At 27.7% G+C, this 23,923-nt stretch carries 19 protein-coding genes; 7 read left to right on the top strand and 12 right to left on the bottom strand.

All coding sequences use genetic code 4. The features are described 5' to 3' along the window. Positions 1–63: 63 nt before the first annotated feature. The 3 genes from SCHIN_RS03140 to SCHIN_RS03130 form a co-directional block, all read right to left on the bottom strand. Positions 64–570, bottom strand: a complete 507-nt coding sequence (locus SCHIN_RS03140) for a hypothetical protein (protein ID WP_166508188.1) — start codon at positions 568–570, stop codon at positions 64–66. Positions 571–887: 317 nt separating this feature from the next. Further along, positions 888–1,535 (bottom strand): nitroreductase family protein, encoded by a 648-nt coding sequence (locus tag SCHIN_RS03135; RefSeq protein ID WP_166508187.1) that lies wholly within the window; start codon positions 1,533–1,535, stop codon positions 888–890. A 43-nt stretch (positions 1,536–1,578) separates the two neighbouring features. Then, a complete protein-coding gene (locus SCHIN_RS03130) occupies positions 1,579–2,766 on the bottom strand; it encodes a hypothetical protein (protein ID WP_166508186.1) in 1,188 nt (395 codons plus the stop codon). A gap of 73 nt (positions 2,767–2,839) precedes the next feature. Between SCHIN_RS03130 and SCHIN_RS03125 the strand changes: the two genes are divergently transcribed. Continuing rightward, positions 2,840–3,535 carry a hypothetical protein gene (locus tag SCHIN_RS03125; RefSeq protein ID WP_166508185.1) on the top strand — a complete coding sequence of 232 codons (696 nt, stop codon included), beginning with the start codon at positions 2,840–2,842 and terminating at the stop codon, positions 3,533–3,535. Here the strand turns inward: SCHIN_RS03125 and SCHIN_RS03120 are convergent. Further along, entirely contained in the window at positions 3,532–5,331 is a 1,800-nt protein-coding gene (locus SCHIN_RS03120; protein ID WP_166508184.1) for a M3 family metallopeptidase, read from the bottom strand. The genes SCHIN_RS03125 and SCHIN_RS03120 overlap by 4 nt on opposite strands. A gap of 116 nt (positions 5,332–5,447) precedes the next feature. Between SCHIN_RS03120 and SCHIN_RS03115 the strand changes: the two genes are divergently transcribed. The 5 genes from SCHIN_RS03115 to SCHIN_RS03095 all read left to right on the top strand — a co-directional run bounded on the left by SCHIN_RS03115 (position 5,448) and on the right by SCHIN_RS03095 (position 11,156). Beyond that, the gene (locus tag SCHIN_RS03115; RefSeq protein WP_166508183.1) at positions 5,448–7,373 is read left to right on the top strand and encodes a hypothetical protein; all 1,926 of its coding nucleotides are present in this window, start codon (positions 5,448–5,450) and stop codon (positions 7,371–7,373) included. A 59-nt stretch (positions 7,374–7,432) separates the two neighbouring features. Then, on the top strand, positions 7,433–8,194 hold the full coding sequence (locus tag SCHIN_RS03110) for a lipoprotein (RefSeq protein ID WP_166508182.1): 762 nt from the start codon (positions 7,433–7,435) through the stop codon (positions 8,192–8,194). 238 nt (positions 8,195–8,432) lie between these two features. Further along, entirely contained in the window at positions 8,433–9,128 is a 696-nt protein-coding gene (locus tag SCHIN_RS03105) for a lipoprotein (RefSeq protein WP_166508181.1), read from the top strand. Between the two features lie 340 nt (positions 9,129–9,468). Beyond that, a complete protein-coding gene (locus tag SCHIN_RS03100; protein WP_166508180.1) occupies positions 9,469–10,182 on the top strand; it encodes a hypothetical protein in 714 nt (237 codons plus the stop codon). A gap of 227 nt (positions 10,183–10,409) precedes the next feature. Next, entirely contained in the window at positions 10,410–11,156 is a 747-nt protein-coding gene (locus SCHIN_RS03095; RefSeq protein WP_166508179.1) for a lipoprotein, read from the top strand. Positions 11,157–11,203: 47 nt separating this feature from the next. Here the strand turns inward: SCHIN_RS03095 and SCHIN_RS03090 are convergent, their stop codons facing one another. Together SCHIN_RS03090 and SCHIN_RS03085 are read right to left on the bottom strand one after the other, a co-directional pair. Further along, entirely contained in the window at positions 11,204–11,737 is a 534-nt protein-coding gene (locus SCHIN_RS03090; protein ID WP_166508178.1) for a hypothetical protein, read from the bottom strand. A gap of 235 nt (positions 11,738–11,972) precedes the next feature. Continuing rightward, complete coding sequence (locus SCHIN_RS03085) at positions 11,973–12,575, bottom strand: lipoprotein (RefSeq protein ID WP_166508177.1); 603 nt, start codon at positions 12,573–12,575, stop codon at positions 11,973–11,975. Between the two features lie 229 nt (positions 12,576–12,804). Here SCHIN_RS03085 and SCHIN_RS03080 point away from each other — a divergent pair, with 229 nt between their 5' ends. After that, complete coding sequence (locus SCHIN_RS03080) at positions 12,805–13,611, top strand: SDR family NAD(P)-dependent oxidoreductase (RefSeq protein ID WP_166508176.1); 807 nt, start codon at positions 12,805–12,807, stop codon at positions 13,609–13,611. A gap of 14 nt (positions 13,612–13,625) precedes the next feature. Here the strand turns inward: SCHIN_RS03080 and SCHIN_RS03075 are convergent, their stop codons facing one another. The 6 genes from SCHIN_RS03075 to SCHIN_RS03050 form a co-directional block, all read right to left on the bottom strand. Further along, positions 13,626–14,609: an acyltransferase family protein gene (locus SCHIN_RS03075; protein WP_166508175.1), complete on the bottom strand. Its 984-nt coding sequence runs from the start codon at positions 14,607–14,609 to the stop codon at positions 13,626–13,628. A 108-nt stretch (positions 14,610–14,717) separates the two neighbouring features. Beyond that, a complete protein-coding gene (locus tag SCHIN_RS03070; protein WP_166508174.1) occupies positions 14,718–17,363 on the bottom strand; it encodes a PTS fructose transporter subunit IIABC in 2,646 nt (881 codons plus the stop codon). A 122-nt stretch (positions 17,364–17,485) separates the two neighbouring features. Continuing rightward, the gene (aspS, locus tag SCHIN_RS03065) at positions 17,486–19,210 is read right to left on the bottom strand and encodes an aspartate--tRNA ligase (RefSeq protein WP_166508173.1); all 1,725 of its coding nucleotides are present in this window, start codon (positions 19,208–19,210) and stop codon (positions 17,486–17,488) included. Between the two features lie 2 nt (positions 19,211–19,212). Beyond that, complete coding sequence (gene hisS / locus SCHIN_RS03060; RefSeq protein WP_166508172.1) at positions 19,213–20,451, bottom strand: histidine--tRNA ligase; 1,239 nt, start codon at positions 20,449–20,451, stop codon at positions 19,213–19,215. A 132-nt stretch (positions 20,452–20,583) separates the two neighbouring features. After that, complete coding sequence (locus SCHIN_RS03055) at positions 20,584–21,240, bottom strand: lipoprotein (protein ID WP_166508171.1); 657 nt, start codon at positions 21,238–21,240, stop codon at positions 20,584–20,586. Between the two features lie 314 nt (positions 21,241–21,554). Continuing rightward, positions 21,555–23,921, bottom strand: coding sequence for a PTS fructose transporter subunit IIABC (locus SCHIN_RS03050; RefSeq protein ID WP_166508170.1), 2,367 nt, complete (start codon positions 23,919–23,921; stop codon positions 21,555–21,557). Positions 23,922–23,923 lie beyond the last annotated feature (2 nt).

The raw sequence follows: 23,923 nt of genomic DNA, 5'->3' as shown, positions 1-23,923 counted from the left end.
TTTTTATTAAATACAACATAAAATGTGAGTTATTTTGTTCAAATAAAATGATTTTAAAACCATTTATTTTTTAATTAAATAGAAATTTACAGTAAAAACAATGTCATTTCCTCACTCAAATTTGTTTTGAGCTTCATTTGCATATTTAGATTCTCTGTAAGTATATCTTAAAGTATCTAATGTATTGTTATCATCATCTGCAATAACTTCTCTTTTTACAATTGCCAAAGTATTTAAAGATTCTGGTATTTCATTTCCTGTAGCATTTTGCATGAATTTATTTCCTTCATCTCTAACTTCTTCTACTGCTAAGTATTCTGTATATAAAACATCTTCTTCTTTTACTTGTTTATTTGCAAAATACTTGTTAATTACAATTTCAAATTTACCTGAAATTGTGTCTTTATCGGGTCTTTCACCTTCTGAAACATCTTGATTTAGATAAACTCAATCAAGATCATAACTTCCTTTAATTGGTGCAAAATGTTCTGTATTTGGAATAATTTTAACAACTCCAAAATCCTTTTGAAAATTAACTTCACTTTCAAATTTAAATCGATCTTTATGCATCACTTTTAAATTTACTATTTCTTTAACAAGAGATTCATGTGTTTTTTCTTTAACTGTTACTTTTTCAATATCTTTTAATATTTACCTATATTTTAGTCTTTAGGAGCAATAACAACAGGTGTCCAGGCTCACAGTCACAACAACTCCAACCATTGGTGTTGAAAATGTTGCAATTGATAGAATGGTAAGTAATTTTCTCATATCAAATTTCCCCGTTTCGATATTTAAAAATGTCTTTGCATTTTTATAATTATAATATTTATAAAGAAAAAATAAGCCAATTAGCACACATTAAATGTTAATTGGCTTATTAAAAGTTATTCTACAATTTTGTAAACTTCATTTTTTTCACGTCTTAATTTATCAAATGCATGATAATTTCTTGATTCTTTGTCAACTTTTCCCATAAAAGCTGCCACACAGATAAATTCATTTTCTAAATCTATTAAGTTATGTTTTTCTAATATTTTTTCAATTTTTCTTGGTAACATACCTTCAATTGGACAAAAATCAATTCCAATTTCTTCTGCTGCAACTAATGCACATCCCAATGAAATGTACGCTTGTCTTGCACAAAATTGGTCATTATCAATTTCAAATCCACTTTTTACATTTTCATAAGCCAATACTCTATATTCTCTTGCTTTTTCAAAACCTTCAGGTACATTTCTTTCGTTTTGAGAAGGAATAATTTTGTTTTTCATAATTTCTTCTTTGTAACCAATTCAAATTTGCATTGCACTTGAAGTTGCAGTACCTGGTTGATTTCAACAAAATTCTTTCATTTCTTCTCTAATTTCTTTATTTTCAATAAATAGGATTCTATAAGGTTCAAGACCAACTGATGAAGGTGCTCATCTTGAAGCTTCTAAAATAACTTCTTTTTCTTGATCACTTAATTTATAAGATTCAACATATTTTTTAGGTGACCTTCTTGTTTTTAAATATTCAACTGTTTTTGACATATTATTTCTCCTTTTATATTTAAAAAAACTCAACATTTTTATTTTAACTCTTTTTTGTTGATTCCTTGTCATTAATCTCATTTAAAATTTTGATTTCTTCTTCTTGTTTTTCTTCTTTATCAAGATCTAAGTCATTTTCATATTCCATGTTTAAAGAAATATCTAAGTTATCATCAGTTTCTGTATTGTTTTTTTCTATTTCACCATCTAATAATGCTAAATCATAACCATCTTCATTAAAGACTTTTAGTTTTGAGGTTGGTTTTTTTACAATCACAGGTTTTTCTTCTATTTCTTGTTCAATTACATTAACTTCAGTTTCAATAACTTCTTTTGTTTCATCAAGTTTTTCTTCCTCTACTTTGATTTCTGGTTCAGTTTCAACTGTTAAATCAACTTCTTGGTCAATTTTTATCTCTTCAAGCGGTTCTTTTAAAGTAAGTGTGTCTGTAATATTAATTTTGTCTATTTTATTTGCAAGTTCATCAACTAATTTCATTTCTTCAAAGATAATGTTATTTTCTTTGAAGTTAAACTCAATATTGTTGGCTATTTCACATAAAGTTTGCATTTGAATTAATTTGTTCATAATTCTTCAATAGTTATCATTTCCACTTTCAAAAGAGTTTTCTATTTCTTCAACATTTGAATACTTATCATCATAAATACCTATTATTAAATCAATACCAAGTTCTCACTCTATTATTTCTTTTTGAGTTTTTAAATTTATCAATATTTCTCTTTGTTGAGGTGTAAGCATTACATCATTTATGGTGTTATATTCAAGAATTGCATTAGAATAAGTTATTAATCTTTCAATCATTTTTTCTTTAACAATTTGAAGTGTTGGTATTCAATCTTTTTGAGAGATAAAATCATAACAAAACCTCATTATATTGTCTGTTGTTAAAAATACTTCTTTTATAGCGATAATTCTTGGTTGTAAAAAACTTTTATCATACTTGAAATTTTCTCTTTCAAGTTTTAAAAGTTTTAATAGAGTTTCTTCATATATTGGGAAAAACTTATCTCTAACTTCTTGAAACTGGTCTAAAAACTCCATGTTTATTAGATCATTTTTTATTTCTTCAAAACCAGACGTGTCAACTTTTATTTTTTCAAGTCTTTGAATAACTAAATCTATTCAAACAAATACTGGTGAAATTAAGGATTCAAAATAATGTAAAACACCTTCTATGTGTTTTTTTGGAAAATCATATTTACCTAACATTTGTTTTTCACCTCTATAACTATTAATAATATATAATAATAAAAGACATTTAATTTAAGGAAGTTGAAATAACATGTTAAATAGATTTAAAGCATATAAAATTACAGAAAACGATATAAAGAACTTGAAAAATATCACTCCTTTTTGAAGTAAAGAACTTGAAAAAGATTTAAAAAAGCTAACTTTATGATTAAGAAAGTTTCAAAAGGATCCAATAAATTTTCCTCTAAGATTTACAACAAATTATGAAGAATATCCTACTTTATTCCAAGATATCAATAATTATTCAAATTTCTTTAATCAAAAATACAAATTTATTAAAGAAAGTCCAAGAATTTACAGAAAGTTCTTCAAATTTGTTCAAACTTATAGTAAAACTTTAGGTGAAATCAAAGCTATTGAACTAATTTGTGTTTATTTAAATGAAATAAACAAACAAGATATTGGTGAAAAAAATAAATTATTTGTAAACATCGTAAATGATGAAGTTATCAATTATTTAGAGTTATACAAAAAAGACATTTTAGCCCAATTACCTGGTGATGATTATGTTAAATTATGTTTTGACAATATCATAAGACCAGAAACTACAATCATTTCAATGGATTTAATAGTTTCAAGTATGATGAGATATTGAAAAGCTTTAGCAAAAAGAAAAAAAATCGATGAAACAATGTTCATCGATTTAAGTTCTATAACTGTAGAATTATATAGTTTCATTGCAGGAATGTTTACTATTTGTTCTACGTTTTCAACTAGTGTTTATTAAACACTAGTTTTTTTATTTAATAATTCTTCTAATTTATCTATGCTTTCTTCAATTAAAGACATTATTGGTTTGTAAGAATCAATTGATTTACAATCAAACCCTACTTTTTCAAATAATTTCATAGGTTCTAAACTACCACCCATTTTTAAGTAATCTAAGATAATGTTTGGATCTTGTTTTTCTTTAAAATCTGTATAGATTTTAAAAGCAACAGAAACTGAAACTGCATATTTATGCAAGTAAAATGGTTGTTCAAAAAGATGTGAAATATCTATTCAAGAATATAGTTCTACATCTTTTTCAAATTCGTCCATAAAATCAATTCCATATTTTACTTGCTCAAATACTTCTTTTAAAGTTTCTTGTGTTACGCTTTTGCCCTCTTGGATTAATTGATGACAAAGCATTTCAAACTTAGTAAACCTTACTGAACTAAATATATTTAAAACTAAAAAGTCTATCTTATTTTGTAAGATATTTATTTGTCCATCAATATCTTCATTTTTTAATAAATGATCACTTAATAAGTGCTCATTTAAAGTTGAAGCAACTTCAGCTATGATATTTCCAAATGAATGAAGTGGTTTTGGTTGATACTGTCTTGCAAAATCAAAGTGAACTGCATGGCCTATTTCATGAGTTAAAGTGTAAACTGATTCCATATCATCAGTTCAATTCATTGATACTAATGTATCAAAGTTATAAGAATTTATAGTAAATGCCCCTTCACTTTTGTTTTCATCTTCATAATAATCAACTTTATAATCACTTCAACTATTTTCTAATTTTTCAAGATATTCTGGTCCTAATACCTTTAAAGATTCTCTTATAATTTCTTTTGCTTGTTCAACACTATAAGTTTCATTTTTCTCTTTTGCAAATCTAAGAGAAGTGTCAGTGTTATAAAATTTTTCTTTAAAGTTAAAGTGAGTTTTATATAACTTTAAATATCTTTTAAATAGATGTTGATTTTCTTTAACTGCTTGAGTTAAAACTTCAAGTTCAGTTTTATAAAAATCCTCATCATCAAAGTAATAATCAAAGTAGTTGTCCATTCCAATCATATTTGAGTATTCTATATTTTCACGAATTAAAGCATCATAAATCTTTGTAAAAGTATATTTATTTTCTTTAATTCTTTCTCTATATAGTTTTGCAAATTGAGCTCTTAAAAACTGATCTTTAATTGGATCTGTTTTAGACATTATTTGACTATAAGTTGTATTATCTAATTTATAATTTTGACCAAGTATTTCTACTTCTTTTGCAATATTATCTTTTACTAATAAAGTATTATACATTTCACTCATTGCACAACTTGAAGAACTTGTAAGTGATAATAGTTCTCTTTCATCATAAGGTAATAAATATTTTAGATTTTTGAAAAATTCTTTATAACCTTGTAAATAACTTTTTAAAGTATTGTCATTTTTTATAAAATTTAAGAATTTTTCTTGGTCGAAATGCTTTATTTCTTCATTTATTCATGTGAACTTACCATCAAGTTCTGACAATTCTTGTTGATAAATTGATTCTAGTCTTTGTGCTAATTTATTATTTTGTTCAACTTCTAAAATTTTAAAATAATGACCAATTTTCTCTTCAATTTCATTGATTTTTTCGTTTTCAATGAAAAAATCTTTGAAAACTTCAAAGTCATTTAACTTACCTTTGTACTTTAGCAAAGCTAAATTACCCTCTATTACTGCCTTTAAATCTTTTTTAAATGATTTTTCATCAGTGTAAATATCTGATACATTTCATTTAAAATTATTTAAAACTTCTTGTCTTTTCATTAAAAGTCCCCATATCTATTATCTTAAATACTACACTTTATTAGTGTTAGTGTTGTAAATTTGCATTTATATATATAAAATTATACTAATATATTCACGAAAAGAGGTGTATTTTTATGAAAAAACTCCTATCATTTATATTAAGTTCAAGTTTATTTGCATCTGTTGCGGCAACAACAGTATCTTGTGTAGGTAACATAGGGGTCCTTGGGGAAGGACCTTTAGATAAAATTTTAGTTGATGGTGTTCTTAGAATCAAAAATCGTACAGAAAATGATTTAAGACAAGCTATTGACGATACTCAAAAACTTATGAATATCCAAGTTGATATTGGTGGCTTTGACCCTACCCTATCAAATGGAGAAATAACTTTAACCCCAAACGAAGACTTTAAAGATATGATTTCAGGTTCTGTTGTAGTTAAATGATACTACATAGAACCAATTGGAAACTATATACCTCAAAGTGATTTGGGAGAAATTAAAGAAATTAACGAACAAAATATTAAAGAAGTACTTTTAGCTAAAAACTCAAATCTAAAAGAAAGTGATTTTACAATTTCTAAAATTGGAAATAACGGTGCTGTAGTAAACTCAATAAAAGATTCTAATTATTACTATGGTAAGCAAAATATTCAATACTCAAAAGCTGGGGTTCCAGACACAAGAATAGATCTTGCAACAGTTATTACCTCAAATTCACTTGGTGAATTAGATAAAAATGACGAATCTACAATTATTTCAAAAATAGCTGCTTTAAATAGTAGTTTAGATAAATCAGAGATTCAAATTACAAACATAACAAATACTGGAGCAAAAGTTACTCCAAAATTAAATTCTGCAAAATACAAAGGTTCAGTAAACGTTACTTTTACAATAAAAGAAACTCAACCAGAACCAGAACCTGGAGATAAATTAGTTGAATTATCAACAATCATTAAATCAACTACTTTAGGTGAACTTGAAAATAACTCTTCAAGCACAATTATTTCAAAAGTAAAAAGTTTAAATAGTGATTTAGATACTAGTCAAATTGAAGTTGCAAACATTAGTGATACTGGTGCAACTATTAAATCAATTTCAAACTCAACTAAATATACTGGAAATGTTTCAGTTAAATATAGTTTAAAAGAAACTGAAACTCCAGACCCTGATGCATTTGACCTATCTAGTTTAAAAGGAATTGCACTTGGAGCGTTAACAAGTGATAGCGACATTTCTATTTTAAATGAATTCTTTAATAAAAATTGAGAATTAGGAACTGCTGGAATTAAAACAGCTGACGTAAAAGTTATTGATAAAACTGTAAATTCAGCTGTAATTATAGCTAACTCTACAAAAGTTAAAAATTCAATCAAAATATCATTTGCAGTAGACAATGGAAAAACATCAATTCCAGAACTTATTGTTAATAGAAACTTGGGAGAAAATATTAAAGAGTTACAATTTATTCCAGTTTATGTTTGAGAATTAGTTAAAAAAGAAAATGTTGAAACAATTGGTGCATTATCTTTAAAAGATGTAACAATTTCAAATATTTCTAAAACAGGAGCACATATTTCAGCTGTTGCTGGAAGTAAATTTATTGGTCAAGTTGATGTTACATGAACAGTTTCTTCAGATTTTAAAGAAGAAGAAATTGATTTAGAAAACCTTCAAGATCAATTAAATGTCAGACCAATTAGTGTTCAATATAAATCAACACTTTCTTCTGCAAAAGCAGATCAAAAAAACAATCCAGACAAAACTATTGATGAAATTGCTTGAAATATAATTGAAGGAAACGTTGCAAGTACATTTGTTGGTACTTTAGGATTAATTTTAAATATTGATGTTGGACAAGAAGCAAGTTTAGGAGACTTTATTAGACGTAATGTTGATTACACAACAAATTATGAAGAAATAACAAAAGATGTTAAGTTCGAATATAGCGACTTTACAGGTTCTGTTCCACCAGATTTAGAAGATTTAACAATTGTAGTTTCAGGAACAAAAGATTCTTGAATTAAAAATTCCGCAGAAATTACAGTTAAATGGGTTTAATCACCCCCCCTTAAGGGGGACTAAAATAACAAAAAAAATATTAATTGGGGGTGCATGTTATGAAAAAATTACTTGCATTTATTGGAGGGATTTCAGTTACAACGCCAACGGCTATTAGTGTTGTATCTTGTGATCCTGGGGAAGCTACAGTTTTTGCACCAGCAAATTCTGACATTAGCGAATTACTAACAAATTATAAACAAGTTATTATTAATCAAAAAAATAAAGAAACACTTATCAAATCTATTGTAGATTTAAAGGTAATGAGTGCAGACCAATTTCTTTTAGAAGATAATATTGATTTTACTTCTGATAAAGGAGTTGTAAAAATCACCGGTAACAAAGATTACTTTCTGCCAGTAATTGGTGAAACTGAAATAGAGTGAATTTATAAAGATTCATCAAATCCAAATGAAGAAAATGGATCAGAAACTCCAAAACCAGATGAAGAAAATTCATTAAATAACATTGAAAAAGAATTAAATACAAGTGCTGGATTTAAAATTGATTTAAAAAGTCAAATGAAAAGTGCTGAAGAAGGCTTTAAAGATGCACCAGCTGGAATTACTTCAATAGAAGAATACACTTGATACTTAATTGGTGCTCAAGTTGAAGCAACATTCAGCACTGTAACTAAAAAGGCTTTTGGAATAGATGAAAACGATTATGATAGTGTTAGAAAAGATTTAACATATACAAATGATTGAAAAGAAGTTATAAAAGACAAAAAATTAGAAGAACAAACTTTATTAGTTAGACACTGAGGACTTGAAGGTTCTTGAATTAAAGGTCAAGCTATAATTGAAGTTGAAATTATATAAAAAACTCTACTCATTAGAGTTTTTTTTATGAAAAAAAATTTATTATTTTTTTTCCTTTAAATTACCCCTATTTAAAAAGGTATTTAGGCAAAAAAAATGTGTGTTAATTTGCTTTTGTGAATCAAAAATATTAAAATATAAATAATATTTCAAACACATATGTTTTTATGTATTATTACAGTGATTTTGCCTTAATGCATAAGGAATGTTGCGAACAAGTGATACTGGAGGTATTTTAATGAAAAAATTACTTGCATTTATTGGGGGAATTTCAATTACAACCCCTACCATTATTAACGTAGTTTCTTGTGATTCAGATGATTTAGGTGTTTTAGCACCAGACCAATCTGATCTAATGGTTTTATTTGCCGATTATGAAACAATTACTATAAAAAACAAATCAGTTGAAGGAATTGTAAAAGAAATTACTTCTCTTAAATTTATCAGTTCATTACAATTTGAAGTGGCTGGAGATAAAAATGACAACGAAATTGATTTTAGTCAAAACTTTGGAACAGCTCACATTATTCCAAGAACTTTCCCTGGATACCAAGTTATAAAAGAAGTTACAATTAATTGAATCTATGATGATGGTTCAATACCTAATTTACCAGATGATAAAGATAATAGTTTAAGTACAATCAGCGAACTTAAGGATTGAACATTTAACTATCAAACATCACCAGATACATCTTGAGAAATGGCTAAAGGTACTGTTAAGGGGGTATTTAATACACTTGTTGGGGAAGCATTTGGAATTGCACCTGGTGATAGACAAAACTTAATAAGAGAAGGTTTTGAATATGATTTCGATTTCGATGAAGTTGTCAAAAATATAGAATTTAAACCTGGCAATAAAGCTATAATCAATATTTGAACTCTAAAAGATTCTTGATTTAGTGGTAAAACACAAGTTACAATTATTTTAAATTAATCATTAACCATATAATTTTGATCAATTATATGGTTTTTTTATACCCTATTTGTCAAATTTGTTGCAATTGCAACAAAAGTTTAAACTTTTTCTAAAACCCCCTATTTATGGAGTTTTAGAGTAGAAAAAAATATTGTTTCATTTGCAACAATTGAAAATTTTTTATACAATAGATTTAGTAATATTCAAGTATGGATGTTATCGTTTTGAGAATTAGCTAGCAGGCATAAAATAGTTAATTACTTAAGACTATCAAAACTGTTTCTAAAAAACAGAAATATTAACTTTTATCAACAAACACTTATTTTATACTTATTTAAAAAAATGAGGAGGTGTTTTTATGAAAAAGTTGTTGGCAATTATGGCAAGTACAACAGTTGGTGCATCTTGTGCATCGAATGTTGTTTCATGTGATCCAGGTGAAACTGAAATATATGCAGAAGCTGGGTCAAAATTAGAATCTTTATTTAATGAAGAAAAAGCAACTGTTCAGATAAACCAAAAAAATATTCAAGGTCTAATTGATGCTATCAAGAAATTGAATATTATAAATCACCAACAATATATCATTGAGGGTGAAATAAAATCAGATTTAGATACTGGCAAAGTTAAATTATTACCTAATGAAGATTTTTTTATTAAAGTAGAAGGTCAAGTAGAAATAACTTGAATTTATCACAATGGACAATTACCAGAACCCAATCCTGGTGGTGAAAATTCAGACAACAATTTGCATTCAATTCAAAACAAATTTGATTCAAATGCAGGTTTTAATTTCAATGTTAACTCTGTTTCTACAGACCCTGTGGCAGGTTGAAAATATATTAGAGGTACTGTAATTGGAGTATTCAACGAAATAGTTGGAGAATCATTTGGAATACCAGAAAGCGAACGTTACGAAAAAATTAAAGAGTATGAACACTATGAATGTAATTATGACGAAGTAGTAGCAACAAAAGAATTGATACCAGGTCAAAAAATTTATATAAACTTTTGAAGTTTGGATGGTTCTTGATTAAACGGTGAAGCTATCATTACCATTACATTAAATTAGTTCAAATTATTTTAAATCAGCTTTTTAAGCTGATTTTTTCAACGTTTTTTACTTTATTTTTTAATTGTTGCACTTGCAACAGTTAAATTTTAGATATAGAATATATTTAGTAACATTTAAAAATGTTATTGTTTCTTTTTAACTATACGGCAATATGATTAAAAAGAGGCGTATTAATTAACAAATAGTTCAAATTTTAAATTACCTTAAAAAATGGAGGTGTTTGTATGAAAAAATTATTGGCTATTATTGGAGGTGCTTCATTTGTAGTACCTACAGTAACAAACGTTATTTCATGTGATCCAGGAGATGTGGAAGTTTTTGCACCAGCTGGAACAGATTTAAATAACTTATTTAGTGGTGATAAATTAAATATACAAATTTACAAAAAAAGTAATGAAGGACTAATGCAAGCTATTAAAAATCTAAAAATAGTAAGTTCTCAACAAATAAAAATAGATGGTGAAGTTGATAGTAGAGTTAATGAAGGTAAGGTAAAACTAATACCTAATGAAGATTTCTTCATTAAAGTTGAAGGTTTTGTTGAAGTTTCTTGATTTTATATAGAAGATACACCAAATACTGGTGGAGAAGATACACCAAATACTGGTGGAGAAGATGAAATTTCAGAAGAGTCTAAAAATAATAATCTAACCACTATTCAAAATAAATTTGATTCTAATACTAATTTTCACTTTCAAGTTAATCAAAACACAAACGATCCAAATGCTGAATGAAGCTATATCAAAGGTGTTATGATCGGTGTATTTAACAGCATTGTAGGTGAATCATTTGGAATACCCGAACATGATCGTTGAAAAGAAATAGTTGAAAACGTTCATTATAAATGCGATTATGATGAGGTTATTGCTACAAAAGAATTAAAACCAAATCAAAAAATTTCTATTAATTTTTGAGGCCTTGAAGACTCATGAATTAACGGAAAAGCTATTATAACAATTATATTAAACTAAATATTTATACAAAAAAAATCTACTCATCGAGTAGATTTTTATTTTATTTATTTTCCAATTGCAAAGATCATTTTTGCTCCCTTATCATAATATTGGTAAACTTCTTGATTTTCCAAAAATAAAGGCGCAGATAATGGTCCTTCATGAGCTGCTAGTTTAGCAATGTTAGGATCATTTTCAAAAAACTTATTAAATTTATCATAACTTTTTGTCATGAATTTATATATTTCTTTTAAAATTAACATTTGAGGTGCTGGCAATACCCCTACTCTAGCTTGTAAGAAACCTAATTTTTCAAGTTCGATTAATCTTGTAAAATTGTCTCTTGCTTCAAGAATAATAGGTTCTTTACCACTTACATCCATAGAAAATGATATATCTGCTATCATTGTTTCAAAGAAATAAAAATTAAAAGTTGTTGCTAAATATAATGCTCTATTTAGGTTTTTTAAACCCAACCAAGGAATATTGTCTTCTGTAACTTTAATTGAGCTTATGTAACCTGGAGCAAAAAACTCTAAATTACTATCCATTTTAAAAAAGTTACCAATTAAATCTTTTACACTATCATTTAAATTCATAAGTTCTTCTCCTGATAAATTTCTATAATATTATTCTATAATATTTTTAAAATTTTGGCAAATCATACAACTAAATGAAATACCAACATTTATAGGATAAATTTTATATTATAGGCAAAAAAAAGCAAAGATTTTAGATCATTGCTTTACATTGGTGACTAATCAATGTTTTGTTTTTTTATTTTAGTTGGTTATAAATTTTATCAATATTAATTATTCAATATAATTAAATTAATTATTCATTTCCACCATCAGTGTTTCCGTTATTTTCACCATCAGTGTTTCCGTTGTCTCCACCATCAGTGTTTCCGTTGTCTCCACCATCAGTGTTTCCGTTGTCTCCACCATCAGTGTTTCCGTTGTCTCCACCATCAGTGTTTCCGTTGTCTCCACCATCAGTGTTTCCGTTGTCTCCACCATCAGTGTTTCCGTTGTCTCCACCATTACCATCTTCTTTTTCTAAAGCAGCGATAGTAACACTTACTTTAACAACTTCTTCTTCACCATATTTAACAGTGATAGCTTCAGTTACATCAGCTTCTCTTTTTGCGTCAGCTTTTACAGAAATTACGATTTCTCCTGTTAAAGCATCAGCTTTAACTTCAAATCCTTTAACTTCTAATATTGAAGCTTCAGCTTTATCTGAAACTAATGAGAATTGTGAAGTTTCAACAAATTCTTTAACTGTTACTGAAACTTTTACTTCAGTAGCATCTTTTGCGATTGTTAATTCTTTAGCATCATTTTCAGCTGCTGGTTTGTCACCACATGCTACAACAGTAGCACTAGTTGTTGCAACTAATCCAGTAGCTGCTAATAAACTTAATAATTTTTTCATTTTTATTTGCCTCCTAAGCAAAATAATGTTCTCATAAAAAAAAAAAAAAATCAATAGTTTTTTGTTAAAAAATTAACTTTTAAGTGTTTATTAACAAATATAAGTGTTTAAATTAACATTAAAAGTATAAATTTTTATAAATATCTAGCCAATGAATAAGTAATAAATTTGGTCTTTATCTTTGTTTTTTTACTTTAAAATAGAATTATATCAATTTGGAGGATATTTTATGAACATGAATTTACACAAAGAAAAGTATGCACTTGTAACTGGTGCAAGTAAAGGAATTGGATTTGGATATTGTAAATTACTTTTACAAAAAGGTTTTAATTTAATTTGTATAGCAAGAGATCTTTCTTCAATAAATACTTTAAAAGAACAATATCCAAATTCTGATATAAAAGAAATTGAAGCTGATTTAAGTGATTATAATAGCGTTTATAAGGTATTTGAGAGTGTTAAAACATTAGATATAGCATTACTTATAAACAATGCAGGTTTTGGGGTTTGAGGGCCTTTTAAAGACACTAATTTAGAACGTGAATTGAATATGATTGATTTAAACATCAAAACTTTACATATTTTTACAAAGTTATTTGTAGAAAAGTTTATACAACAAGGATATGGAAGAATCATTAATATTGGATCAATTGCTTCATTTATGCCAGGACCAAATTTTTCTTCATACTTTGCTTCAAAAGCTTATGTTTTAAGTCTTGGACAGGCAATTAATACAGAACTTAAAAAAACTAAATCTAAAGTTAGAGTTGTTACCATTTGTCCAGGACCAATTAAAACAGACTTTTGAAAGAATAGTAATTTCAAAGAAAACAACAAAAAAGAATCTATCAAAACATCAGATACAGATAAGTTTTGTAAGAAAAGTTTAAATAAAGCTTTAAAAACAAAAAATAAAAACTATATTTTAGTTGGTTTAAAAAATAAATTACTTGTAAGTTTATCTAAAAGAGCACCACAAAAACTAGTTTTAAATAATGTTTACAGTCAAATGAAACAGAAAAAATCTCAAGGTTAACTTGAGATTTTTATTTAATTAAATATTTGTTTTTCAATAAATAAATTCTTAAACACTTTTTGATTAGCTATTTTTTGCGAAACAATTAATACTGGTTTAAATATAATTAATGCATAAATGAAAGTAAAAATCATAGTATTAATTGAAAGAATTAAGTATCTTAAATTAACATTTAACTCCCCTATTAAAGGACCTATAAAATGATTATTTAAATTTTCAAATAAATAATGAAATAGATATATAAATAAAGTTAATGTACCTAAAAAATCAAAGACTTTATTTTTTGTAGGTTTAAATGAAATTATAAAACAAAAAACCATAATAGCAAATATTGCCAATGATAAATCATTTACAGAATGTCAAAAAAATAATTTTAATGTAGCTCTAAAAACCAAGTTTAAAGAATAACTTACTAAAATTAATGATAAAAAAATGTATCTTCACTTTATTTTACTAAAATCACAATATAGTTTTAAAACTCCCCCAACTAAGTAAAGAATTATAAATATAGCTATGTTATCAATTGTAAAGTTTTGACCATATTTTGTAGCATTATTTGTAAGCAAAATTATATAAGAAATTATTAACACAAGTATCAAATAATGAACTTTAATTTTATTTAATAAAAGATTTAACAATGGTACAAATAATTGTATTACTAAAAATGCTCACATATACCATCAATCTCTTCCACCTAAAATAAAACTTGTAAATTCTCAATGTCCATTTACCAAATACATAATTCCAGGAGCTAGAATTCAGTTTAAAATATAGCATAAAAAGACAGTAAACAATATTTTCATAAAATTATAATTTTTAGATGTTGACTTAAAATATCCACTAATCAACATGAAAATGTAAATTGGCACACTAATCATTGGGGCCATAATTTCTCTAAGTAAAATTTTATCATAAGGCATTTGAGCTGAAAACTGATGTGAAAATATTATTAAAAAAATACAAATAAACCTGGTAATTTCTATATTACTATTTCTCATAAATTATTCCCCAATCAGCAAGATATATAACATAAATATAATTATACATTTTTTTGTTAATTTGAAAATAAAAAAAATTTAAGAGTAATCTTAAATTTTTTACACTATTTAAACAAGTTTTGAATTATACATTTGAACATATTTTTCTCTACGTTTAACTTGATCATTATTAATTGAATTTAAATAATTTTCTTTAGCTAAATTTTTATTTTGTTTATTTTCAATCATTGCTAATTTATTTCCTCTAAAATCATTAGAGTTTAATTTTTCAAGTTCTTTTTTGTAATTTTCTTTTGAATTTGCAACAAATTCTTTAATTCCACTTCTTTGTGACTTAATAAATTCTTTTTCTTGTTTTGAAGCTTCTTTATATGAAGTTTTTGCAACTAATTTAGCTTCTTTATACAAGTTTTTTTCATTAACAATTTCACTATTTAATTTTTCAATTTTAATTTTTAAGTCATTTAATTTTGAAGAATTATCTTTGTTTGTTAATTTTTCTTCTTTTCTTAAAGCTGACATTTCACCTTTAAGTTTTAAGATAGATGAATTAATTTCTGAAATGTTATCTTTTTTATTTGTTGCAATTTTTGCAAGATAATTTACATGATTTTCTTTAACTGATCCTGGTTTTCCAGCATCAGCTAACATTCAACTTCCATACATTAATACTGTAACTGTTGTTCCACAAGCTACAGCTATAAAGAAGTAAACTGTTTCTCAACCATAAGGAACAGCTCCTAAGATTGCAACAATAGGTCCACCGTGAGCTGCAAAGTTATTAACCATTAATGCTCCAGCAATTCCCCCAGCTACCATTCCACCAACTACGTTTGATGCAATAGCTCTTTTTGGGTCACGAATAGCAAATGGAATAGCACCTTCTGAAATTCCGATTGTTCCCATAATAATTGCACTAATTCCCATTCCTCTTTCATCAGGAGTAAAGAATTTTTTAAAGAATATTGTTGATAATCCCATTCCTAGAGGTGCAACTGGAATTGCAGCTGCAAGTGCTCCCATAGGTTGTGTAATATCTTGTGTAATTAATGCACTTGAAGTAACAAATGCAATTTTGTTGATTGGTCCACCCATATCAAATGAAGCCATAGCTCCAAGTAATACTCCTAAACCTAACCCTAAGAATACTCCAACATTTCCTTTACCTGTATAAGCACTTTCAATGGCTTCACCAAATTTACCCATTACATATCCAATTGGTGTTCCAATTACATAAATAAATAGTAATGATATTCCTAATCCAACTACCAATGGGATAAAGAATATAGGCATAGCTGGTGCCAATGAACGAGGTACATTTCAAGTATTAATTCATCTTACAGTATATCCAACCAATAATCCCGCTACAATAGCTCCAATAAATCCAGTTGGTGTTTGAACTGGCAACATATTTCCATATGCTGCAAAGTTTCCTGCATCATTTCCAATAAATGCCCCTACCATTGCAGGTGCGATTGCAGCTCTACCTGCAATTGAGTTTCCAATGAATCCAGCTAAAATTGGAATCATTAATGTAAAGGCTCCACTACCAATCATTTCTAATGTACGTAATGGTCCTCATTGTGACTTAATTTCAGATAATAATTGAGCACCTTTTGTTAAATCATTATTTAAAGCATAAATAAATCCATTTTCAACCATTGCATATTCATTGATATTTAAAAGGTTAATCATTGAAGTATCCAAACTTTCTGGCACATATCATTGACCACCTATTAATTGAATTATTGTTCCGTTTGCCACATCAGCAAATTTAAGTGGAACTTGTCCCATAGTATTTGATTCAGGACCTCAAATAGCTTTTGCAACCCCTAGAGAGAAAGCAATAGCAATTCCCCCCATGACAATAACAGGAATCATGTATGAAATACCTGCTAAAATATGTTGCATAACACTATCTTTTCCTGCTTTTGAATTTGAATTAAATGAAACTTTAGAGTTACCACTTAATTCTTTTCCGTTTTCAATAGCTTCTGTTACAAGACCTTGAGGGTCTTTAATTGCTTTTGCAACTTTTACTTGGTAAAACTTTTTACCTGCAAATCTTGAATTGTCGATATTAATATCAACTGCAAAAATTACTAAATCTGCGTTTTCGATTTCTTTTTGACTAAAAGCGTTTCCTACCCCTTTTGAACCATGAGTTTCTACGCGAATGTTATGCCCCATTTTAGGCACTTCATTTAAAAGCTTTTCTTCAGCCATATAAGTATGTGCTATACCTGTAACACATGAAGTAATGGCTAAAATATTTAGCCCTTCCTTATTTGCTTTAGTTTTTGAAACTTGTTTTTTTGCACTAAATGCTTCTAAAACTTTTTTAGCATCTGTTGCTGTATTTAAAACTTTTTTAAAGTTCGAATCCATCAACTTAACTGCAACATCACTTAAAATAGCTAAATGTTCATCATTTTTTCCATCAGGAACTATTAAAGCAATTATAACTTTTGTTGGTTTTCCATCCATAGAATTTCATTCAATTCCATTTGCAAGTCTAACAACATAAATAGCAGCTTCTTTAGCTTCTTTTATTCTTGCATGCGGAATAGCAAAACCATCTTCAAAACCAGTTGAACCTTCTGATTCACGAGAATTAAAACCATTTATTAATGCTTCGCTATCGGAAATCACTTTATCTTTAAGTGCTGCATTTGCAATAAATTCAAATACAGATTTTTGATCAACTAATTTTTCATCTAAGAATATATTCTTAGTATTTAAAATTTTTTCCATTTTGTACCTCCTACCTAGAAAATGTTAGCAAAAAATAAAATATAATACAATAGAAATTCCAAGTTATTTTTAAACTTATGGAAATTTTTTACAAAAAAACAAGAACGTAGTTCTTGTTTTAATTATTTAGTTTTAATATGTAATTCATCAAGTTGAGATGCTGTTACTAAATCTGGTGCATTTGTCATTGGATCTACTCCAGAAGAGTTTTTAGGGAATGCAATAACTTCACGGATATTTTCAGCTCCTGTTAATAACATACAGAATCTATCTAATCCCAGAGCACAACCAGAGTGATATGGTGCTCCATAGTTATAAGCATTTACAAATCATCCAAAGTTAGCTTCAACTTGTTCTTTTGAAAGACCAATTGCATCAAACATTCTTTGTTGTAATTGAGGGTCAGTAATTCTTTGACTTCCTCCACCTAATTCAAAACCATTTAAAACGATGTCATAAGCTTTAGCTTCTGCATCTTTTAAATTAACATCAAAATCATCTAAACATCCATCAGAAGGCATTGTGAATGGATGGTGCGCTGCTACAAATCTATTTTCTTCTTCACTAAATTCAAATAGTGGGAAGTTTGTAATTCAAACTAATTTTAATTCTTCAGGATTTAATAGATTTTGTAATTTTGCAACATGGTTTCTTACAGAACCAAGCGCTTTTGAAACCACTTCATAGTTTTCTACTCCAAATAAAATTGTAGAATCTTTTGAAATATTAAAAGTTTTAATTAAACTTTCTTTTTCGGTTTCACTTAATTTAGAAGCAACAGAACCACTTCATTCGTTGTTTGTAATTTTTGCAAAAGCTAAAATATTTAAACTATTTTGTTTTGCGGTTTCACTTAATTGTTCTAATTCTTTTTTATTTAATAAACCTTCAACACAAATTGCACGAATTGTTTTACCTTCTAAATTTGAAAATAAAGGCACTTCTGTGTTTGAAAATAACTCATCTAATGTATTAATTTCATAACCAAATCTTAAATCAGGTTTGTCATTTCCATATTTATCAAATGATTCTTTTCAAGTCATTCTTTGAATTGATTCTTTTAAATCAATTCCTTTAATATCAAGAATTGTTTTTTTAACAACTCCTTCAATCATATTCATAGCATCTTCAGAATCTGCAAATGACATTTCCATATCAAGTTGAGTAAATTCAGGTTGACGGTCAATTCTTAAGTCTTCATCTCTAAAACACTTAACTATTTGGAAATAACGATCTAATCCTGAAATCATAAATAATTGTTTATATAGTTGTGGAGATTGAGGAAGTGCATAGAATTTTTGAGGATTTAATCTTGAAGGAACCAAGAAGTCTCTTGCTCCTTCTGGAGTAGATTTACCAAAAATTGGAGTTTCAATTTCGATGAAATTATTTTCTACAAAATAATTTCTAATTGAATTATTCATTTTACTTCTAACAACTAAATTATTTTGCATTTCTGGACGACGTAAATCCAAGTATCTATAAACTAATCTTGTATCTTCATTAGATTCAATTCCATCTTTAATTTCAAATGGAGTTAATTTAGATTTATTAATAGTTGAAATTTCCTCAACTTCAATTTCAACTTCACCTGTTGCAATATCTTTATTTTTTGATTTTCTTTCAATAACTTTTCCATGAACTTCAATTACATATTCACTTTTAATTTCACTTAATTTTTCATTAAAAGCTTCACTTAAAACTAATTGAGTGATTCCATATCTATCTCTTAAATCAACAAAAGTAAGTCCTCCCATTTTTCTAACTTTAGCAACTCAACCTTGTAAAATAACATTTTGTCCTACATTAGAAATATTTAACTCACCACATGTATGTGTTCTTTTCATAATTATTTTCCCTCTATTATAGTTTTTACTATATCTTCAAATTTAACTTTCTTTTCATTTTTTGTTTCTTGGTTTTTAATAACAACTACATTTTCTTTTAGTTCATTATCACCAATGATAATTATATTTTTTGCATTATATTTATCTGCTTGTTTAAAAGCAGATTTAAAACTTCTATCCATAAAGTCAACATCAACTTTTAAACCAGCATTTCTTAACATTAACAATAAAATGTTTGCAAATTGTTTTGCTTTTTTAGATAAACCTATTACATAAGCATCCAAAGAACTTTGAGGACTTAAAGAAATATTATTATTTTTAAGTGCTAAAATCATTCTTTCCATTCCAAAAGCAAAACCAGCTGCTGGAAGATCTATATTTCCAAGTTCATTTACTAACTTGTCATATCTTCCCCCACCAAGTAATGTTGAACCTTTATCATCTTTGATTTCAAAAACAAATCCAGTATAGTAATCTAATCCTCTAACAAGCATTTTGTCTTCTTTATAATCAATTCCTAGATTTTCTAAATCTTTTTTTAGGTCATCATAATATTGTTTGTCCTCATCACTCAAGTAATCTTTCATGTCTTTAACATCAACAAACTTATCTCCATCAACTTTACAATCAAGTACTCTTAATGGATTTGTTTCAATTCTTGTTTGACAATCACTACATAAATCAAATGATTTTAAATATTCTTTTAAATCAATTATGTATTTTTTTCTTTGTTCATCATTTACTAAACAATTCAAGTGAACTGTATGATTTTCAATTCCAATTGCATTTAAAATGTTTACAGCAACACACATCAATTCTGCATCTAGTTCTGAAGATTTTGGTCCAAAAACTTCAACTCCAAATTGGTTAAATTGTCTTTGTCTACCAGATTGAGGTCTTTCATATCTGAACATACTTGCAAAATAAAATAGTTTTAAAGGTAATTTTTCATTAATATATAGTTTATTTTCTAAAATAGCTCTTACAGTTGGTGCTGTACCTTCTGGACGTAAAGCAAGTTCTCTATTTTTTTTATCAAAAAATGTGTACATTTCTTTTGAAACTACATCAGTCTCTTGTCCAACCCCTCTTTTAAATAAATCTACTGATTCAAATATTGGTGTTCTTATTTCTGAAAAATTGTAAAGATCTACAATATTTCTTATTATCATTTCTAAAGCAAAAAACTCTTTTACTTCTGCTTCAATTAAGTCTTCTGTTCCTCTTGGTTTTTGTATCATATTATTCACCTAAATTCTAACTCTATGATTTTACACTAATTTTATTACTCATAAAATAGAAAAATTCCTATCAAATAAAAAAACAATGAATAATATATTCATTGTTTTAATAAATAAATAGTTTTTAAATAATTATCATTGAACAGATAATGTAAAGTTTGTTTCAACTAAAACATCACCAGTAACTACTAATTCAACTTTTGATTGAATTCCGTAATCTGTTGTAATAACTAATTTTGACATATCTTCTGATAAGTGTACATCATAATATTGAGCTACGTTTACATTAGTAATAGTGAAGTTAATTCCTGATAAATCTTGTCCATCAACTAGGTCATATTCAACTGTATCGTGGTTTTTAATAGTAATTACATCTTCAATTCCTACTAAAGCAAATTTACTATCATTGTTTTTTTCAACTTCTGGTTGATCTACAACTGGTGCTTCAACTGATGGGTTTGTTGCATCAATTCCTTGGTTTCCATTAATAGCTGGCATTTCAACTGATGGGTTTGTTGCATCAATTCCTTGGTTTCCATTAATAGCTGGCATTTCAACTGATGGGTTTGTTGCATCAATTCCTTGGTTTCCATTAATAGCTGGCATTTCAACTGATGGGTTTGTTGCATCAATTCCTTGGTTATCTGCTTTATTGCTATCATCATTTAATGTATCGTTTATGTTTGCATTTAATAAGTTTTTATCCGCAGTATCGTCACATGCAACAACACTTGCTGAAGCTACTCCAGTTAATCCGAATGCTGCAAAAATAGTTAAAAGTTTTTTCATAATAATATTCTCCTAATTTATTTATTTATTTATTTATTTATTTATTTATTTAAGTTTTTTTGTTTTTGTTTCAATCATAAAGCGTATAAAATACAACTAAATTTTTTGACTATATTGCACTTTAAAATAATAATTTTTATTTTAAAGGAGATAACTTTTTGTTATCCTGTAAAGATTGGTGTAATTCACCTATTTCTAAGTATATACACATTATTGGTTATGTCAACTATATTGTGTAAATTTTTTTTATTTTTTAAAAATTTTTTTATTTTTTGAAACAAAAAAAACGCCTATTTAAGGCGTTTTAGACAATACTATTTTTTACTTGCTTTTAAAGCTGTTTTTTCTTCCATTTTTTTCATGTAAGCAGCTTGTTTTGAAGCTAAATCTTTTTCAAATTCATTGTATTTTGATATTTTTGCATCAATTTTAGAAACTTTATCTTTGTTATCTGCAAATTTTACTTTTTTTGCTTCTAAACTTTCTTTAACACCATTTGTTGAAGAAAGAACTAATTTACCGTTTCTAATATCTGATAATCTTCAGAATCCTAAGATTAATGCCATTACAAATGTTCCAGCAATTAATGCAATTAAGAATCCTCCAATTCCCATAACTTTTGATAAAGTTGGGTCATCAAAGTATAGTGAGTTTGTTAATGGTGATACAAATATTCCACCATGTGGTGCTGTAATAGCAACTTTAAATGCTCCTACGATTGCACCAGATACTGCTCCTCCAACGATAGCTGATCCAGCAATTCTTTTTGGATCTTCAATCATAAATGGAATTGCACCTTCTGATATGAAACACATTCCCATTAATCAGTTAGTTTTTGCAGCATCTCTTGATTTTTCTGTTCATTGTTTTGGGAATAATACTGTTGATACAGCAATTCCTAAAGGTGGTATCATACCAGCTACCATAGCAGCTGTCATAACCATTGTTTGTGAGTCATATGCTAATCTGCTTGCATCACCTGTTGGTTCTGAAACTAATCCATAACCTACTGATAATGTTCCTAAAACATAAGCGATTTTGTTGATTGGTCCACCCATATCAACACACATCATAATTCCAATAATAATACATACTAATGGCATTAAGTTTTTCTCAGCCATAAATGTAATTCCTTCTTGTAATCCAAACATTACATATCCGAAAGGAATGTTAATTGCTAACATAACGATAGCTGTTGATAATAATGATAATACAGGGATAAACACGATATCTCTAACCCCTTGTAGTCCTTTACCAAAGTTTTTCATAGCTTTTGTTCAACCAAATACTACTAATCCTCCTAAGTAAGCTCCTACTAATGCTCCAATAAATCCTGAAGCTGGTAAGCTTTGGAATACTTCTGGCAAGAATCTTGTTCAAGCTCCTGCTCATGAACCAACTGATCCATATAACATTCCATCTCCATTAGCCATTAATCCTGCAGTTGCCCCAACCATTAGACCTTGTGGTCCTACTATTGAGTAACATACGTATGCTGACAGAATTGGAATCATTAATTCCATACCAACTTTACCAATTCCTGAGAAGAAGTGAGCTGGCCCCCAGATTGTTCCAAATGATCCAGCAGCATAGTATCAAGAACCGTCAACTTTAATAGCTCCTGCTAATCCTGTAAAGTCAGATCATGAACCTCAACCAGTTAATCCAAATTCTATAAATTTAGATTCACTAGCTACTGCTGTCATTCCCATAGCTGTTGTATAGATGTAATCTAGTAAGAATCCAAATCCTAAGATGATTCCCCCAGCTACAACAAAAGGTAACATTCTTGATACCCCAGCTAATAAGTTATCTTTTACTTTTTTGAATTGAGACAAGTTTAGTTCTCCTGTACTTGCATCATCTTCGTCTTTAGCGTTTTCCACTAATTTTGTTTTTGGATTTGAATCAAATCCTGAAATTAAATCTTTACCGTTGTAGATAGCATCTTTAGTTGTTGTGTCAATAACTTTAACACCGTTAAATCTTGCCATCCCTCCGATTGCTTTATCATGAGCTAGAATAACTACTTTTGCGTTAGCAATATCTTCTGCAGTTAATCTATCTTCAACACCTCTACGACCTTGTGTTTCAACTTTTGCACTAAGTCCTAATTGACTTGCATATTCTGCAATTTTTTCTGCTGCCAAGTAAGTATGAGCAATTCCTGTTGGACATGCTGTAATTGCTACAACATCATATGTCCCACTTGCTTTAACTTCTTTTTTAGCTTTTGGTTGACTTAGTAATTCTTTTACTTTATCAACACTTTTAGCACTTCTTAAACCGCTTTGTACTTCTGGTTTGATTAAGTACCCTGAAAGATTTGCAAGAGCATCTAAATGTTCATTTCCATCTTTCCCGTTTGTCATGATCATAAATACTAGATCTGCTGGTTGATCATCTAATGATTGTCAATCAACTTTATTTTTTAATTTTACAAATGCGATTGCTGATTTTTTAACAGTTGGGTTAAGTACGTGTGGAATTGCAATTCCATCACCAATACCTGTTGAACCTTCACTTTCACGTTTGTAAACTGCATCTTTGAATGCTTGTTCGTCTTTAATGAATTTAGCTTCAGCTAATTTTTTTATTAAAAATTCAATAGCTTCATCTTTAGATTTTAAATCTTCTTCAAAAAAGGCGATATCCTTATGAAATAAATCTTTTAATTCCATAA

Origin of the sequence: Spiroplasma chinense (assembly GCF_008086545.1) — a bacterium.
Classification (GTDB): Bacteria; Bacillota_I; Bacilli_A; order Mycoplasmatales; family Mycoplasmataceae; genus Spiroplasma_A; species Spiroplasma_A chinense.
This window is presented reverse-complemented; position numbering and strand designations above follow the sequence as displayed.